The sequence below is a fragment of the Pseudomonas sp. MTM4 genome (assembly GCF_019355055.1).
Taxonomy (GTDB): domain Bacteria; phylum Pseudomonadota; class Gammaproteobacteria; order Pseudomonadales; family Pseudomonadaceae; genus Stutzerimonas.
In genome coordinates, this window is record NZ_CP048411.1 from 4218249 (window position 1) to 4234610 (window position 16362).

Below are 16362 nucleotides of genomic sequence, written 5' to 3' on the forward strand. Positions count from 1 at the left end.
GAAGCGGAAGCGCTTTCGACGCTCGACGGAACCAGCTGAGCCGCCTTTCGACGGCTCGCGGACCGGTTGGCTCAGAGCGTCCAGTTCACGCTGAACATCAGGTTGCGTGGTTCGCCGTAGACGACGCTGGCGTTGTTGGTGATGCTCGAGTAGTAGGTCTTGTCGAACAGGTTGTTGAGGTTCAGGCGCGTATCGATGTGCTCGTTGACGCGATAACCCAGCATCAGGTTGACCAGGGTGTAGGCGTCCTGATCGATGCGATAGCTCGAAGCCTCGCTGTAGGTACTGTTCTGGCTGTTCAGGCTGCCGCCGATGCGCCATTTTTCGAGCGTGCCCGGCAGGTGGTAGACGGTGGAGGCTTTGAACAGGTGGCGCGGTTGTTTCGGATCGAAGAACTCGCCTTCGTTGGTCGGGTCGGCGTCCTTGCGGTACTTGGCTTCGACGTAGGTGTAACCGACGCTCGCTTGCCAGCGCTCAGTGAGCGAGCCGGCGAGTTCCAGATCGATGCCCTTGCTTTCCACTTCCCCGGCAGCCTCGTAGCAGCTGACGGCCGGAAAGCTGGGGCACGTGCCGGCCTGGTCATCGAGGAGCCTAGCGCGATTTTCCTGCAGGATGCGGAAGACCGCCGCCGAGGCGTTGAGCCTGCCGTCGAAGTACTCGCCCTTGAGGCCGATCTCGTAGTTGATGCCGGTCATGGGTTCGATGACGCTGCCGCTGACGTCGCGGCTGTCTTGCGGCTTGAATATGTCGGTGTAGCTGGCGTAGATGGAGTACGTCTCGTTGAGGTCGTAGACGATGCCGGCGTAGCGGGTGACGTTGCGCGTGACTGTGTAGCTGCCGGTGTCGGTGCCGTCATCGTAGTCGTACCAGTCCAGGCGCCCACCGAGGATGACTGTCAGCGGGTCGGTGATGCTAAGGCGGGTGGCGCTGTACAGGCCTTTCTGCTGCGCCTCGAACTTCAGGTTCCAGAGGTCCATGTCGTAACTCGGCTTGGGAACCGCGCCGCTGTCCCAGTTGCCGGGGTCGATGTCCGTGCCCGTATCGCCCCAGCCGCCGTGGCCGTCGAAGATTTCGGTTCGGGTGCTGGCGCCCACCACCAATTCGTGGCGCCGGCCGAACAGCGTGAACGGGCCCGAAAGGTTGCCATCGTAGGCGTCGTAGTCGTTGACATAGGTATAGGCGCCCGTGCCCTGGTTGAGCTCGTCGGCGTTGTACCAGAAGTATGAGCCGAGCATGTTGATGCGGCCCCACATCTTGTTGCCGGCCAGGCGCAGCTTCCAGTCGTTGTCGAAGCGGTGCTCGAGCTCGGCGAATAGATGCCGGGTATTGGTATCCCAATAGGCCCAGTCATTGCCCAGATAGGTCGAGCGGGAGAGGTGCAGGTCGCTGCCATCCGGTGCGGTTGGCAAGCCGCCCCAGTCCGAGTCCTTATTGTCGTTCTGGTACGACGCGCCGAGTGTGAACAGCGTTCTGTCGGTGATGTCCGCTTCGACGATGCCGTAGGCGAAGGCATGTTCGCTGCCGCCGTAATCGATATAGGTGCCGTTGTCTTCGTAGGCCGTGACGAAGCGTCCGCGCAGGGTGCCGGTCTCGTTGAGCGCGTTGGACGCGTCCACTTCGGTGCGGTAGCGATCCCAGCTGCCAGCGCTGGCGCCGATGCTCACGTAGGGATCGGAAGTTGGGCGCTTTCGGATCATGTTGATGGCCGCCGCCGGGTTGCCGGCACCCTGCATCAGCCCGGTAGCCCCGCGAACCACTTCAATGTGGTCGAACATGGCGCTGTCTGGGGCGGTGATGACGTCCTGCGAGAATCGTGACAGGCTCATCGGTAACCCGTCGTACATGATGTTGTCGACCTGAAAGCCGCGCGCGTGATAACGCTGACGTTCCGGACCGGACTGCTGGATGGTCAGCCCGGGCGTGCTCAGCACCACGTCATGCAGGTTGTTCAGCCCCTGGTCTTCGATCTGCTGACGAGTGATCACACTGACCGATTGCGGTGTCTCCCGCAGCGACATGGGCAGCTTCGTCGAGGAATTCACCACGCCGGTGGTGTAGGAGCCGGTGCCTTCGGTGGTGCCATCGACCGGCGCGCGTTCGGCGACGATATTCATCTGTCCGAGATTCAATTCGTCCTCTTCACTGACGGCGCTGGATACCGTTGCGGTGCCGTCTCGTAGCTCGGCCTCGTATCCCGTCCCCGCCAGCAAACGCCGCAGTGCTTCGGCTGGCTCCAGCGCGCCTTGAACGGCTGAAGAGGTTCGACCCGCGAGCGCGTCGGCACCGAACACCACCTGCACGCCGCTCTGGGCCTGGAATTGCTGCAGGGCATCGGTAAGCGGCTGTGCCGGCACGTCCAGTTCGATGGGAGCCGCATATGCCCCAGCACAGGCACCAAGCCAGGCTGAAAGCGTCAGGGATTGGATAAGTCTAGGTTTCACCGTGGTCTGTCCTTGGCATGCGTGAGTGCGAGCGCGGCCGTATCGCCTGCTGCAGACGATGATGAGCGGCGCTTGAAGGCGGCATCGGTGCGGCATGGAAGCAGCGGGAACGACGCCGACAGCAAGCCTAGGCATGGATCGAGCGGTTGTAAATGAGAAATGTTCGCGGATGTGTGTTGTTGCTAAATGCGTGTTCATCGCGTTTGCTGTGGTTTCACAACTACCGAGCGTGATAGCGCACGCGCTGCGGATCGGCTCGGCACGGCGACGGTAAGCCCGCTACAGCGCCTGGGCTTCATCGGTGATTGTCCTGTTGTCGAAGCCCAACACCCCGCCTCTCCCCAGTCTTAACCTCAGAAAGTCCTTTGCCAAAAACAGCGCTCCCTGATAGCACCCAGCAGCCTCCGCTCGTATATCGTCCATCGATAACCCTCGCCCCGGAGCGTTCTGGTAGCGCGCGCTGAAGTGCGTCAGCACCAGGTTGGGTAACCCGACGGCCTGCGCAAAGGCTGCAACCTGTGCCGCAGTGCTGTGGCCGAAATCGTTTTTACCCGCGTCGGCGATGGGCTGGGTGTAGGTGGCTTCGTGAACGAGCACGTGCGCGTCCTGGCAGGCGTCACGCAGCAGCTCGGGGCGGTCATTGTCGCCGGCGATCACGACGCGGCGGGGCGGGCGTGTGGACAGCAGATAATCCTCGCTGCGCAAAAAACGGCCTTGGAATTCGATGTCATGGCCGCGCACCAGTTGCCCCCAGAGCGCGCTGCGAGGGATGCCGTCGCGGTCCAGCTTCTCGATATCGAGGCGCGGGTCGGGCCGCGCTTCGGTGAAACGGTAGCCCCAGCTCGGCACGCGATGGGAGAGGGCGATGGCTTCGACGCGCACCTGCGGGTTGCGCCAGCCTTCGAAGGTCTCGATGGCGTGAAAGCGGAGTTCATAGGGCAGACGGCACTGGCTCATTTCGAGCGTAGCGCGTATCCAGCCTTCAATTGCCGCGGGCGCGATGATTTCCAACGGCTCCTGCCGGCGCGCCATGCCGGCGCTGGCGAGCAGACCGGGCAGGCCAAAGCAGTGATCGCCATGCACATGCGTGATGAAAACCGCGCGCAGGCCATGCAAGGTCAAAGGTGTGCGCAGCAGCTGGTGCTGAGTGGCCTCGCCGCAGTCGATCAGGTACCAACCTTTTCCGCTGTCTTCCACCAACGCCAGCCCGCTGACATTGCGGGCCTTGGTCGGTGTGCCGGACGAGGTACCAAGAAATAGCAGATCCACACCTGTGCTCCTGTTCTGCAATGTTTGTGATTCGTGACTCAGCGTCCTGATCAATGCAAGCAGATCCACGGGCGACCGCCATTCTCGAGGCCCGACATATTTCCTCACAGTGCCCCAGCGTTTCGTTTGGTGGGTTAAAGGTTGCTGAAAGCTTTGCTCCGTAGCCTACCCGGCTCACCTGTTTCAGCTGGATAAGAATAAAGAGGAGATTAGGCTTGTTGACTCTGATTGGTCTGTTGACCATTGGCAGCTTGGTAGTACTGCTGCTCGTCGGGCGCATGGCGCCGATTCTGCCGTTGATCGTAGTACCGCTGGTAGGCGCATTGCTGGCCGGCTTCGGACCGGAGGCGATCTCCGGTTTTTTCACTGACGGTCTGGAGCGTGTGATATCCATCGCCGCCATGTTCGTCTTCGCCATCACCTTTTTCGGCGTGCTTCAGGATACCGGGCTGTTCCGTCCGATCATCGGCGCCATGGTGAAGATCACTCGCGGCAACGTGATCGCCGTGGCGATGGCCACTGCTGTGATCGGCATGCTGGCGCACCTCGACGGCGCCGGCGCGACTACCTTTCTGCTGACCATTCCTGCATTGCTGCCACTTTATCGTCAGCTGCGGATGAGCCCGTACCTGATGCTCATGCTGCTGGCCCTGGGTGCTGGCATTTTCAACATGCTGCCCTGGGCTGGCCCGCTGGGCCGCGCGGCGGCGGTGACCGGCATTGAAGTGACTGAGCTGTGGCGGCCGCTTGTTGCCGTGCAGGGCATCGGCGTGGTGTTGCTGGTGGCACTGGCCGCCTTGCTGGGTTGGCGTGAACAGCGGCGCATCGCGTCGGGCAATGTACCGGCAGATGTTGGCGTGCTGGTCGATACCCACGCGGGTCTTCACGACCCTACCCCTGAAGAGCGCGCGCTGGAGCGCCCCGGGCGTCTCTGGGCAAATGGAGGCCTGTTCCTGCTGGTGTTGATTGCGCTGTTCGCGGGTGTGTTACCGGCTGGCTACATCTTCATGATCGGCCTGTCGCTTGCGCTGTTCATCAACTATCCAGGCGGCAAGACACAGATGCAGCGCATCGCGGCGCATGCGCCGGCGGCGCTGAGTATGGGCATGATTATCCTCGCGGCGGGCTCGATGCTGGGGATGCTGACCGGCACCGGTATGCTGACGTCCATCGCCCAGGATCTGGTTCAGGTGCTGCCTGCCTCGATGGTGTCGCAGCTGCACATCGTTCTCGGTGTATTTGGTCTGCCGATGGAGCTGATGCTGAGCACCGACGCCTATTACTTCGGTCTGCTGCCGGTCACGCTGGAGGTGGTGACCAATCACGGTATCGAGCCAGCCAGCGTCGTCTACGCGATGACCATCGGCAACATCATCGGTACGTTCATCAGCCCATTCTCGCCAGCACTCTGGTTGGCTCTGGGGTTGGCCGGGCTGGATCTGGGCCGGCACATCCGCTACTCGCTATTGTGGATGTGGGGCTTTTCCTTGTTGCTGTTCGTCGCCGCTTGGATGCTCGGTCTGTTCTGATGATCCAAGACGTAGCAATCTGCATATATCGATTAGCTACTAAAAAAGAACAAACTTATATTAAGGATTGCTAGTTCTCGCCGTTATGCTGCTTCCCTTTGACACGGCCCAGGCGGGCCTCAACGGGAAGCGAACGATGGAATTAGGTGTTATCGGCTTTGTGGTGGCCGGCCTGCTGGTGGGGTTCATCGTTGGCATGACAGGCGTTGGCGGTGGCTCGTTGATGACGCCTGTTCTCCTGTGGTTTGGCGTCAACCCGGCTGCCGCCGTGGGTACCGACCTGCTTTACGCGGCGATCACCAAGGCCGGTGGTGTCTGGGTGCATCAGAAGAATCGCAACATCGATTGGAGCATCACCGGCTGGCTGGCGCTTGGTAGCGTGCCGGCGGCGGGCCTGACGCTCTGGGTGCTGAGCGGGTTGCACTCCGATCCGGAAGTGCTCAACGCGATTATCAAACAGTCGTTGGGCGTCGTTCTGGTGCTCACCGCGCTGGCGGTGCTATTCAAAATGCGGCTGCTTGCATTCGCCGCTCGTCTGTCCGGGCCGACGCCTCGGCTTTCGCCGCGTGGGCTTAACGTGCTGACCGTGGTGGTTGGTGGGGTGCTCGGTGCGATTGTGACGCTGACCTCCATCGGTGCCGGCGCGCTGGGTACCGTGGCGCTGTTCTTTCTCTACCCGCTATTGAGCACGCGCCGCCTGGTCGGAACGGAGATCGCCCATGCCGTGCCACTTACGCTGGTGGCAGGGCTGGGCCATGCCGGCATGGGGAATATGGATTGGACCATCCTGGCCTATCTGCTGGTGGGCTCGTTGCCGGGGATTTATCTGGGCAGCAACCTGGCCGGCAAGGTGCCGGATACCGTCCTGCGTCCCTGCATGGCGGTTATGCTGGCAGCCATCGGCTATAAGCTGATCTGACCCTTCTTCGGCCGGATGATCCGCTATCCGGCCTGTTCGCAATTGACCATCCAGGACACGCCGAAACGGTCAACGAACATGCCGAAACGCTCGGCCCAGAAGGTTTTCTCCAGCGGCATCACGACCTGGCCCCCTTCGGCCAGCCCATTGAAAACGCGCTCGCCCTCGGCAACGCTTTTGGGATGCAGGGAAATCGAGCAGCCTTTGATGCCCTCGTACGGGCCTCCACCACAGGCAGCGTCGCCGGGCATGGTGTCGGACGCCATCAGCTGGAAGTCGCCCAGATTCAGGCATACATGCATGATTCGCTCCTGATGCTCCGCTGGGAAATGCTCGGAGTCGGGCGCTTGGGCGAAGGTAATCATCTCCAGCGTGCCGCCTAATACCTGCTGGTACAGCGTGAAGGCGTCGCGTGCTTGGCCGTCGAAGGTGAGGTACGGGGTAATTTTCATGGTCTGCCTCCTGTTTCGATTATTGGGTTAACCGTGCGCGCAGGCGGTCTTCCTGCTCGCGCAATTCGGGCGTGAACTCGGCGCCGAAGTCTTCGGCTTCGAACACCTGACGGATTTCGATTTCCGATTCGCCGATGGCTGATGCCGGGCAGCGCTTCACCCAATCGATGGCGTCCTGCAGCGACGCGGTCTGGAACAGCCAATAGCCGGCGATAAGCTCCCGGGTTTCAGCGAACGGGCCATCGACGACCGAGCATTGCCCTTCGTTGAAGCGCACCCGCGCGCCCCGGCGACTCGGATGCAAGCCTTCGCCGCCCAGCAGTACACCGGCATTTGCCAATTCTTCGTTGTATTGGCCCATGGCTGCGAGAATCTCCTCAGTAGGCATCACGCCTGCTTCGGTATCGCGGTTGGCCTTGATCATCACCATGAATCGCATCGTCTGACTCCTTTATCGGATGGGAGAAAACAGCCTAGACGGAGATGTAGAAATTTCCTCCGGCTCTGATCATTGGTCGAGTGGACGAGACGAGAATCGACACGATGACGAAATTTTCTTTGCTACCGCATAAATGGGTGCCTATCCCTTCAGGTGATTAGGGCGCTGGTTGGATACTCCGAAAATATTTCTGCAAGGTCTGCATCCGATTCGGTTTCTCGCGGGTAGTACAGGTAGCGGCCAGATTTGCCGCCCACTTGATCACTATCGGAGATTCAAAATGGACGCGAAAAAGATCCTTTGCCTGACCGGACTTTCCTTGGCGCTCGGCTGCTCGGCCAATGCCTTCGCCAAAATGGACGTACCCGACGCCGTCAAGGTCCCGGATGGCCACACCGTCAGCATGGAAACCCGCGGCGTCGGCAAGATCACCTACGAATGCCAAGCCAAAGCCGATATGCCCGAAAAAATGGAGTGGGTGTTCATCGGCCCCAAAGCCGCGCTCAATGATCGCAGCGGCAAGCAGGTCGGCAGCTACTACGGCCCGCCTGCCACCTGGGAAGCGGCGGACGGTTCCGCGATAACCGGCACCCAGGTTGCGGTAGCTCCGGCAGGCGAAGGCAACATCCCGTATCAGTTGGTCAAGGCCAACCCCGCCGAAGGCGACGGTGCGATGAAGGGCGTCAGCTACATTCAGCGAGTGGCGACCAAGGGCGGCGTAGCGCCTGCGGCAACCTGCGATGCAGCCAGCAAGGGCGAGCGCCAGATCGTGGATTATCAGGCCGACTACCTGTTCTGGACCAGCAAGTGAGTCCAGCACAGCGGGCAAGTCGCTCGATATGAGCGTTAAACGCCTCTATGCTCCACAGAAGCCCCGGCCTGCGCGCCGGGGCAATCACAATCAGCCAGTGGCGGGTCAATTGTCAGCAGCGTCCTCATCCCCGTTCGACTACGAAGCAGCCCTGCGCGCTTGCGCTCGCGGCGAGCGCTCGGCATTACAGAAACTGTATGAACAGGAAAGCCCGCGCCTGCTCGGCGTGGTTCAGCGCATCGTGCGAGACGCCGCACTGGCGGAGGACATCGTGCATGACGCCTTCATCCGCATCTGGAACAAAGCGGCTACGTATGACCAGACGCGCGGCTCGGCCCGTGGTTGGATCTTCAGCGTGACCCGCCACCTCGCCCTCAACGCCGTGCGCAACGATGCCCGGCAGATGCTGATGGACCCAGACGAGGAGCGCGAAACCAGCCACGCAGCTATCGACGGTTGGCAGGAACAGACCGACGCCTTCGATTGGCGAGTCAATCCCGGCCGGATCGAAGCCTGCCTCGAACAATTGGAACCGGTGCGCCGCAACTGCGTATTTCACGCCTACGTCGACGGCTATTCCCATCAGGAAATCGCGCAGCGCCTGGGTGCTCCGCTGGGCACGGTAAAGGCCTGGATCCGCCGCAGCCTGACCGCCCTTCGCGAGTGCATCGGATGAATACCGAAGTCAACGACAGCGGCGAAAGCCTGCACGAACTGGCCGGCGAATACGTACTTGGCACCTTGCCTGCGTCGCAGCGGGAGGACGTCGAGCGGCGTTTGCCCGTCGAGCCCGAACTGCAAGCCGCCGTGGATTATTGGGAAGCACGCCTGTTGCACCTGACCGATCTGGTCGAGTCGCAAACGCCATCGCCGCGCCTGTGGACTCGCATAGAACGTACCTTGGATGCTCACCAGGCCGCACCGGTGCCGCGTAACCGTCAAATGAAGTGGTGGGACAACCTATCGCTCTGGCGAGGCTTCGCCGCCGCTGGCATGGCCGCGACGTTGGTGTTGGGCACGTTGCTGCTTACCCGCACCACGCCGGAATCATCGCCGACCTGGCTGGTGGTGCTCGCGACTCCGCAGGGTCTTGCCCCCGGTTGGGTGATGCAGGCCAGTAACCAATCGCGGGAAATCGAACTGATCCCCCTCGGCGTGACCGAGCTGCCGCCGGACAAGGCGCTGCAGCTCTGGACCAAGGCCGAAGGCTGGCAGGCACCGGTCTCGCTCGGATTGGTCAAACCCGGCGAGCCGGTGAAGATTCGCCTCGACGAGCTGCCCCCGCTGCAGCCTAATCAGCTGTTCGAACTCACGCTCGAACAGCCAACTGGCTCGCCAACCGGCAAGCCGACCGGGCCGATCCAGTTCATCGGGCGCGCGGCGAAGGTGATCTAGGGCTGGCGCGTTTCGCGCAGAACCGCGGCTTTGCTTGCAGCGACCCATTTGGAACCACTCGCAGCAACATCCGACAAATACCTGCCCCCTCTCCCTCCGGGAGAGGGTTGGGGCGCCCGGCATAGGGGTGAGGGCTGCTGTAATAAGCACAGAGCGCTCGGCGGAAAGTCCGTTTCACCCGCGGGGTGGAATGTTCAGACCCTTGGCCACTGCAGGCCGCGCGACAAAGGCATCCAGCACGCGCTGCACATTGCTGAAGCGCTCGAATTCCACCAACTCACGCGCTTCGTAGAAGCCCACCAGATTGCGCACCCAGGGGAAGGTGGCGATATCGGCGATGCTGTAGCGGCCGCCCATGAGCCACTCGCGGCCTTCCAGGCGCTTGTCGAGCACGCCTAGCAGGCGCTGGGTTTCCGCGAGGTAACGGTCGCGCGGGCGCTTGTCCTCGTAGTCCTTGCCCGCGAACTTGTGGAAGAAGCCGAGCTGGCCGAACATTGGCCCGATGCCGCCCATTTGGAACATCAGCCATTGAATCGTCTCGTAGCGGGCCGCCGTGTCCTCCGGTATGAACTGGCCGGTCTTGTCGGCCAGATACAGCAGGATCGCCCCGGATTCGAACAGCGCAAGCGGTTCGCCGCCTGGTCCGTCCGGGTCGAGGATCGCCGGAATCTTGTTGTTCGGGTTCAGCGAGAGGAATTCTTCGGAGTTCTGGTCGTTGCTGTCGAAGCTGACCAGGTGCGCCTCGTACGGCAGGCCGGTCTCCTCCAGCATGATCGACGCCTTTACCCCATTGGGCGTGGGCAGCGAGTAGAGCTGCAAGCGTTCCGGGTAGCTGGCTGGCCATTTCTGGGTGATCGGGAAGGCGGATAAGTCGTGCATACGAGAATGCTCTCCATACGATGAGGAGTTGAGGATAGCCCAGCCTTTGGCGCAGTTGGTCGACCGCCTCGACGGCTCCGAGCGCCACGGACAAGCTGCACTATGCTCAACGCAGCGCAGGTGTCGGCGCCTGTCGCATTCTGGAACCATTACACGAGGCGTTCGACTATGGTGCTGATCCTCATCTTGTTGTTGCTGATTGCCTTCATCGTGTATTCCACGGTGAGCTGGAAGCTGCATCCCTTTCTGGCACTGCTGGCAGCGGCAATTCTTGCCGGCTTCGCCTATCAAGTCCCGACTGCGGAAATCCTCAAAACGGTCGCGACTGGCTTCGGCGGCATCCTCGGTTATATCGGTATTGTCATTGCGTTAGGCACCATCATCGGCGTCATCCTCGAACGCTCCGGTGCGGCGATCACCATGGCCGAAACGGTGATCCGGCTGCTGGGTGAACGCTTCCCGACCCTGACGCTGTCGATCATCGGTTACCTGGTGTCAATCCCGGTGTTTTGCGATTCCGGCTACGTCATCCTCAACTCGCTGAAGAATGCGTTGGCGGCGCGGATGAAGGTCTCGGTGGTGGCGATGAGCGTGGCGCTGGCCACCGGCCTGTACGCCACCCACACCTTCGTGCCGCCAACACCAGGTCCAATCGCAGCCGCGGGCAACCTGGGATTGGAAGATTCGCTGGGGCTGGTGATAGCCGTCGGTCTCTTGGTCTCGGCCGTAGCTGCGTTGGCCGGGCTGTTCTGGGCCAACCGCTTCCTCAAGCAGGACGATCGCGAGCTGCTGGACGAAGCGCCTAGCGAGCTGCTCGCCGAGGATGTGGATTTCGATACCTTGCGAGCCCGCTACGGGACCTTGCCCAGCGCTTGGCAGGCCTTTGCGCCTATCTTCATTCCCATCGCGCTGATTTGTATCGGCTCGATCGTCGCGCTGCCGGGCAGGCCGCTGGGCGAGGGCGTTGTGTTCTCCGTGCTGGGTTTTCTCGGCCAGCCGGTCGCCGCTCTGCTGATCGGCCTGGGCTTCGCCTGCACACTGCTCAAGGGCGAGAACAAGCGCCAGCAGTTCCATGATCAGGTCGCTGCGGGCATCGTCGCGGCGGCGCCGATTCTGCTCATCACCGGGGCTGGCGGTGCTTTTGGCGCCATGCTGAAAATCACCCCGCTGGGCGACTATCTGGGCCAGAGCCTGTCGGCGCTGGGTATCGGCTTGTTCATGCCCTTCATCGTTTCCGCCGCGCTGAAGACCGCGCAGGGCTCTACCACCGTCGCGCTGGTCACCACCTCGGCAATGGTCGCGCCGCTGCTCGGCAGTCTCGGTCTGGATAGCGAAATGGGCCGGGTGCTCACCGTCATGGCCATCGGCGCGGGCGGCATGACCGTCTCTCATGCCAATGACAGCTTCTTCTGGGTGGTTTCTCAGTTCAGCCGGATGAAGGTTTCCACGGCCTATCGCGCGCAGACCATGGCGACGCTGGTTCAAGGTGTGGTGGGGATGGCCGTGGTCTGGCTGTTGGGGCTGGTGCTGCTCTGAGGCTTCGCTCTGATTCGTAGCAACGAGCCACACCGGAGGCAGGCAGCATCCCGGTGTGGCTCGTGCTGGTGACTAGCGGGACTCGTTCTCGCCAGACAGTGTCTTGATCATCGCAACCGTCAGATACAGGCGCGGCGCGATGCTGGCGAGCTCCAGGTATTCCTCGTCCGAATGCAGACCAGCGCCCACCACGCCCATGGTTTCCAGTACGGCTGGTTTGTCGCTGTCCGGCACGTAGGCGTAGCCGGCATCGGTGCCGAAACGCATGGCGATGGGTTCTATGGTCTTGCCGATTTCACCGTAGAGCTTCTGTGCCGTCTCGGCTAATTGATCCGAGCCGGCGTTCTTCGCCAGCGGTGGTCGGCCTTTATCGATGCGAAGTTCGACCGTCGTGCCCTCGATCAATTTGTCTTTGATGATTCGCTGGGCATCGGCCAGGACGCGGTCGTACTCACTCAGATCGGAATAGCGCATGTCGGCTTCGGCGGCGGCGCTGTCAGGAATGATGTTGCGCTTCTCGCCGCCCTTGATCATCGTCCAGTTCACCGTGGTGCCCTTGTCCGGATCGCCCAGCTCCTTGAGCTGCACCAGTTGATGCGCGAGCTCCATGACGGCGTTGCGGCCCTCTTCGGGTGCCGATCCAGCGTGCGAAGATTTGCCTTTTACCTCCAGCATCACCGCGTTGATACCGTTGGTTGCGGTGGTCACGGCGTCCTTGTCTGGCGGCTCGTAGGAAAAGACGTAATCGTGCTTGCGGGCGAGCTCGCCGATGATCTTCTTCGAGCCCGACGAACCCATTTCCTCGTCGGGATTGAACAGTACGGTGACCGTCCCGAAGCCATCGAAGTTCTGCTCCTTCAGCAACTTGAGCGAATGCAAGATCATCGCGACACCGCCTTTGGCATCAGCGACGCCCGGCCCGTACGCGCGTTGTTCATCCATGCGGAACGGGCGCTCGGCGGCTGTGCCTTCGGCGAACACCGTGTCGTAGTGAACCATCAATAGGAAATCCTTCGTGCCCGTACCTTTCAGCGTACCGACAATATTGTCGCCGGCCGATGGCGTGGCCGGGGTGGTGGTGACCTCGGCGCCCAGCGCTTCCAGACGCTCGACCAGCATTTCGCTGACCGTGGCGAGTCCCTGCTGCTGGCCGGTGCCGGTGTCCACCACGACCAGCGCTTTCAGAGTGTCGAGATAGGCCTCCTGCTCCGTTTCGGCCTGTTTGAGCAGCTCGCTGGGCTGGAGCTCAGCAGCGAGGGCGGGAAGAGCGAACAAGCCGAGCGCGAAGGCGGCGGCGATGGACGAGCGGCGAGCATGCATGGAGGGCCTCGTTCATTTTTGTGGTTATCGAGGATGAGAGGCCCGGCAAGCGCGCATGTTCCGCCAACCAGACGCCGGCAAAGCCGGTTTTGTCAGGTTTCGCTATTCGAGCCGTACAGCCGCTTGCTCCAGTCCTCCACGGTGTGCTGTTGCAGGCGGCGCTCCACTAGCTTGCGCCAGGACGGCACTAATGGCAGTTCGTTCAGTTCATGCAGGGCAGTTTGGTCCAGGGTGCGCTGATAAAGCACTTCCAGCACCCGTGTTAGCGACCAGCGCGGGAAAGGGCGGTGTTCGAGGATGAGCAGCTGCCCGGCTTCGAGCGCGCCGGGTTCGAGCACTTTGTAGTACCAGCCGGTCATGCCGCTCTGTTGCACACGCAGCGCCATGTCCGGGATGCCGAAGCGATCATTTAGCTTCCAGCAGGGCTGGCGCGTCTGCACCACTTCCAGCCGTGCTTCGCCGCAGCGCAGGACATCTCCGAGGCATAGGTCCGCCTCGCTGAGCCCCCGGGTGCTGATGTTCTCGCCGAAGGCGCCTGGTTGCTCCAGCAGCGGTAGGGCACCGAGCTGCTCGCGCCAGCGGGAATAGTGTTCGTAGGCATAGTGGTGCACGGCTTTGTTCACGCCGCCATGCACCTTGCGGTCGCCCTGCTCGTCGCCTTCCAGCCCTTCGAAACCCACTGGGACCGGGCCGGCGACCGCGTGCTTGGCGATGGCGCTGTGGGTGCCGGGGCGGGTGTAGGGGACGGCCTTGCCGACCAGTAATTGCTCGATCCTTGCCAGCTGCATTGGCGCTCCGGACGTTCATCGTGAATGGCGCGATTGTGCCTCAAACGCGGCCCGGAGCGCGTCTGTCAGGCCTTCCAGACGTAGGGCGGCTCCGGCTCTTCGGCAGGACGCACCACCCGGTCGCAGACCAGCCCGGTTTCGGCCATCAATTGCCGGGCGGCTTCGGGATCGTCGGCGAAGGGCAGCAGGGCAGTCTGCTCCGCGTCGTGGCTGGACAGATTCGTCAGGCTCAGCGCCGCGCCAAGCAGCGCTATCACGGTGAAGAGGATCAGCATTGCCATGGTTTACCCCGCCGTGACCAGATTGGGAATCGGCGCCTGAACGGCATTGTCGCCCGCGCGCACGGTGCGCCAGGTGTTATAGGCCATCAGCAGCATGCCGAAGGCGAACAGTCCGCCGCCGATCATGCGTACCACGTAGCCGGGATGGCTGGCTTCCAGGGCTTCGACGAAGGAATAGGTGAGGGTGCCATCTTCGTTGATCGCACGCCACATCAGACCCTGGGTGATGCCGTTGACCCACATCGAGGCGATGTAAAGCACGGTGCCGATGGTACTTAGCCAGAAGTGCGCGTTGATCAGGCCGACGCTGTGCATCTGCTCGCGTCCCCAGAGCTTGGGAATCATGTGGTACAGCGTGCCGATGCTGATCATCGCCACCCAGCCGAGGGCGCCGGCATGCACGTGGCCGATGGTCCAGTCGGTGTAATGGGAAAGCGCGTTGACGGTCTTGATGGCCATCATCGGGCCTTCGAAAGTGGACATGCCGTAGAAGGCCAGAGACACCACGAGGAAGCGCAGGATCGGGTCGGTGCGCAGCTTATGCCAGGCGCCAGAGAGGGTCATCATGCCGTTGATCATGCCGCCCCAACTCGGCGCCAGCAGGATGATCGACATCACCATGCCCAGGCTTTGCGCCCAGTCCGGCAGTGCGGTGTAGTGCAGATGATGCGGGCCGGCCCAGATGTACAGGCTGATGATCGCCCAGAAGTGCACGATGGACAGGCGGTAGGAATAGATCGGCCGCTCCGCCTGTTTGGGTACGAAGTAATACATCATCCCAAGGAAACCCACCGAGAGAATGAAGCCCACCACGCTGTGCCCATACCACCACTGCACCATGGCATCGGTGGCGCCCGAATAGATCGGATAGGACTTGAGCAGCGTCACCGGCACCAGCATGTGATTGACGATGTGCACCATCGCGGTGACGACGATGAACGCACCGTAGAACCAGTTGCCGACGTAGATATGGCTGACCGTGCGCTTGGCGATAGTGCCGAAGAACAGCCATGTGTAGGCGATCCACACGAAGGTGACCAGCAAGGCGATGGGCCATTCCATCTCCGCGTATTCCTTGGAGGTGGTGTAGCCCAGCGGGTAGCTGATCAGCATCGCCACGATCGCCGTCTGCCAGCCCCAGAACACGAAGCTCGCCACGCCGTCGGAAATCACGCGTACCCGGCTGGTGCGCTGCACGACGTACAGGGAGGTGGCAAACAGCGCGTTGCCACCGAAAGCGAAGATCACCAGATTGGTGTGCAACGGCCGGATGCGTCCGAAGCTGGTCCAGGGCAGGTCGAAATTCAGTTGCGGCCACACCAGTTGGGCCGCGATGAACACACCCATGCCCATGCCGAGGATGCCCCAGATCAGGGTCATCAAGGTGAACTGGCGAACGATGTGGTAGTTGTAGGTTTCGCCGGACGAGCCGACAGGAATCACTCGGGACATGAAATTTCCAGATGCACGCAAGGAGGATTTGCAAGGTTTCGTTCAGCCTTTACGCCTCGTGGGCTTCCTCTGCGGGGGCCTCGTTGCGAGTCGTGCCTGGCGCCATGCGACGCTGAAGGTGAACGCCCGGCAGTGTGATCCTCCTGTTTGGTCTAGGCAAAGGAATAATAATGAACGTTAAATGCATTTATTTTTATTTATCATGTAACCGGCTCCGGATGTTCTAAAGACAAGCCAGCGGCGGCGAAGCAAAAAGACTGCACCGTCACGGCAGGATTTTTCATTGTTGGTCGCTGTTGACGTGCGGCTAGCATGGTTCCGGCCAGCTGCAGGCTGATCACCGAAACAAGGAAAGAAGAAGATGACTGTGGAATCGTTAGGAATCGAGCGGGAGCGCCTGATCGAGGCGCTCGATGAGCTGTTGAGCGCTGAGCGGGCCGGGGCACAGGTTGCCCACGCCAGCCTCGCGCAAGCCAAGGGAGACCTGCAGCGCAGCGTGCTGGCGCAGGTGCATCGTGGCGAAGCCGATAGTTGCCGGCGATTGCGAGATTGCCTGCTGATGCTGGATGCCGAGCCGGGGCACGAACGCGGCGCCTTCTACGAAAAATGCATGGCGATCGCCGATCTGGGCGAGCGTCTGGCGCTGGTCGATCGTGGGCAGAAATGGGTGATTCGCAAACTCGAGGCGCTGCTTCAGGACGTCACGCATCCGCAGATTCGTCAGGAGCTGGAAGCCGTGCTCCGCACCCATGAAATCAACAGCGATGACTATGCCGCCAAGGCGGAAGAGTTGCGTTAGGCGTATCGCATTTTTTTGTCGAGGCCCATGAGCATGGCGGTACTGCTCTGGC

The 16362-nt window shown here is 61.6% G+C and carries 16 protein-coding genes; 7 read left to right on the forward strand and 9 right to left on the reverse strand.

Going from position 1 to position 16362, the window contains the following annotated elements; genetic code table 11:
- Window positions 1–71 precede the first annotated feature (71 nt).
- The gene (locus GYM54_RS19385; protein WP_231752202.1) at window positions 72–2441 is read right to left on the reverse strand and encodes a TonB-dependent siderophore receptor; all 2370 of its coding nucleotides are present in this window, start codon (window positions 2439–2441) and stop codon (window positions 72–74) included.
- Between the two features lie 279 nt (window positions 2442–2720).
- On the reverse strand, window positions 2721–3710 hold the full coding sequence (locus GYM54_RS19390; RefSeq protein WP_181101819.1) for a ribonuclease Z: 990 nt from the start codon (window positions 3708–3710) through the stop codon (window positions 2721–2723).
- A 215-nt stretch (window positions 3711–3925) separates the two neighbouring features.
- Here GYM54_RS19390 and GYM54_RS19395 point away from each other — a divergent pair, with 215 nt between their 5' ends.
- Both GYM54_RS19395 and GYM54_RS19400 read left to right on the forward strand, forming a co-directional pair.
- Window positions 3926–5239 (forward strand): CitMHS family transporter, encoded by a 1314-nt coding sequence (locus tag GYM54_RS19395; RefSeq protein WP_181101817.1) that lies wholly within the window; start codon window positions 3926–3928, stop codon window positions 5237–5239.
- 136 nt (window positions 5240–5375) lie between these two features.
- Window positions 5376–6158, forward strand: coding sequence for a sulfite exporter TauE/SafE family protein (locus GYM54_RS19400; RefSeq protein WP_181101815.1), 783 nt, complete (start codon window positions 5376–5378; stop codon window positions 6156–6158).
- Between the two features lie 23 nt (window positions 6159–6181).
- Here the strand turns inward: GYM54_RS19400 and GYM54_RS19405 are convergent, their stop codons facing one another.
- Together GYM54_RS19405 and GYM54_RS19410 are read right to left on the reverse strand one after the other, a co-directional pair.
- Window positions 6182–6610: a VOC family protein gene (locus tag GYM54_RS19405; protein ID WP_181101813.1), complete on the reverse strand. Its 429-nt coding sequence runs from the start codon at window positions 6608–6610 to the stop codon at window positions 6182–6184.
- A 19-nt stretch (window positions 6611–6629) separates the two neighbouring features.
- The gene (locus GYM54_RS19410) at window positions 6630–7049 is read right to left on the reverse strand and encodes a YciI family protein (RefSeq protein ID WP_181101811.1); all 420 of its coding nucleotides are present in this window, start codon (window positions 7047–7049) and stop codon (window positions 6630–6632) included.
- Between the two features lie 280 nt (window positions 7050–7329).
- Here GYM54_RS19410 and GYM54_RS19415 point away from each other — a divergent pair, with 280 nt between their 5' ends.
- The 3 genes from GYM54_RS19415 to GYM54_RS19425 all read left to right on the forward strand — a co-directional run bounded on the left by GYM54_RS19415 (window position 7330) and on the right by GYM54_RS19425 (window position 9255).
- The gene (locus tag GYM54_RS19415; RefSeq protein ID WP_181101809.1) at window positions 7330–7860 is read left to right on the forward strand and encodes a DUF3455 domain-containing protein; all 531 of its coding nucleotides are present in this window, start codon (window positions 7330–7332) and stop codon (window positions 7858–7860) included.
- Window positions 7861–7969: 109 nt separating this feature from the next.
- On the forward strand, window positions 7970–8536 hold the full coding sequence (locus tag GYM54_RS19420; protein WP_231752210.1) for a sigma-70 family RNA polymerase sigma factor: 567 nt from the start codon (window positions 7970–7972) through the stop codon (window positions 8534–8536).
- The gene (locus GYM54_RS19425; RefSeq protein WP_181101804.1) at window positions 8533–9255 is read left to right on the forward strand and encodes an anti-sigma factor domain-containing protein; all 723 of its coding nucleotides are present in this window, start codon (window positions 8533–8535) and stop codon (window positions 9253–9255) included. Before GYM54_RS19420 ends, GYM54_RS19425 begins: the two co-directional genes overlap by 4 nt.
- Window positions 9256–9429: 174 nt before the next feature.
- Here the strand turns inward: GYM54_RS19425 and GYM54_RS19430 are convergent, their stop codons facing one another.
- Window positions 9430–10134, reverse strand: a complete 705-nt coding sequence (locus GYM54_RS19430) for a glutathione S-transferase N-terminal domain-containing protein (RefSeq protein ID WP_181101802.1) — start codon at window positions 10132–10134, stop codon at window positions 9430–9432.
- A 168-nt stretch (window positions 10135–10302) separates the two neighbouring features.
- Here GYM54_RS19430 and GYM54_RS19435 point away from each other — a divergent pair, with 168 nt between their 5' ends.
- Complete coding sequence (locus GYM54_RS19435) at window positions 10303–11670, forward strand: GntP family permease (RefSeq protein WP_181101800.1); 1368 nt, start codon at window positions 10303–10305, stop codon at window positions 11668–11670.
- 72 nt (window positions 11671–11742) lie between these two features.
- Here GYM54_RS19435 and GYM54_RS19440 read toward each other — a convergent pair whose 3' ends face one another.
- From GYM54_RS19440 to ccoN, 4 genes are all read right to left on the reverse strand, one after another.
- On the reverse strand, window positions 11743–12990 hold the full coding sequence (locus tag GYM54_RS19440; protein ID WP_181101798.1) for a M20/M25/M40 family metallo-hydrolase: 1248 nt from the start codon (window positions 12988–12990) through the stop codon (window positions 11743–11745).
- A 92-nt stretch (window positions 12991–13082) separates the two neighbouring features.
- A complete protein-coding gene (locus GYM54_RS19445; RefSeq protein WP_181101796.1) occupies window positions 13083–13778 on the reverse strand; it encodes an MOSC domain-containing protein in 696 nt (231 codons plus the stop codon).
- Between the two features lie 65 nt (window positions 13779–13843).
- Complete coding sequence (locus GYM54_RS19450; protein WP_181101794.1) at window positions 13844–14059, reverse strand: hypothetical protein; 216 nt, start codon at window positions 14057–14059, stop codon at window positions 13844–13846.
- 3 nt (window positions 14060–14062) lie between these two features.
- Entirely contained in the window at window positions 14063–15511 is a 1449-nt protein-coding gene (gene ccoN, locus GYM54_RS19455; protein ID WP_131651141.1) for a cytochrome-c oxidase, cbb3-type subunit I, read from the reverse strand.
- A 361-nt stretch (window positions 15512–15872) separates the two neighbouring features.
- Here ccoN and GYM54_RS19460 point away from each other — a divergent pair, with 361 nt between their 5' ends.
- A complete protein-coding gene (locus GYM54_RS19460) occupies window positions 15873–16310 on the forward strand; it encodes a DUF6306 domain-containing protein (protein ID WP_131651142.1) in 438 nt (145 codons plus the stop codon).
- Window positions 16311–16362: the final 52 nt, after the last annotated feature.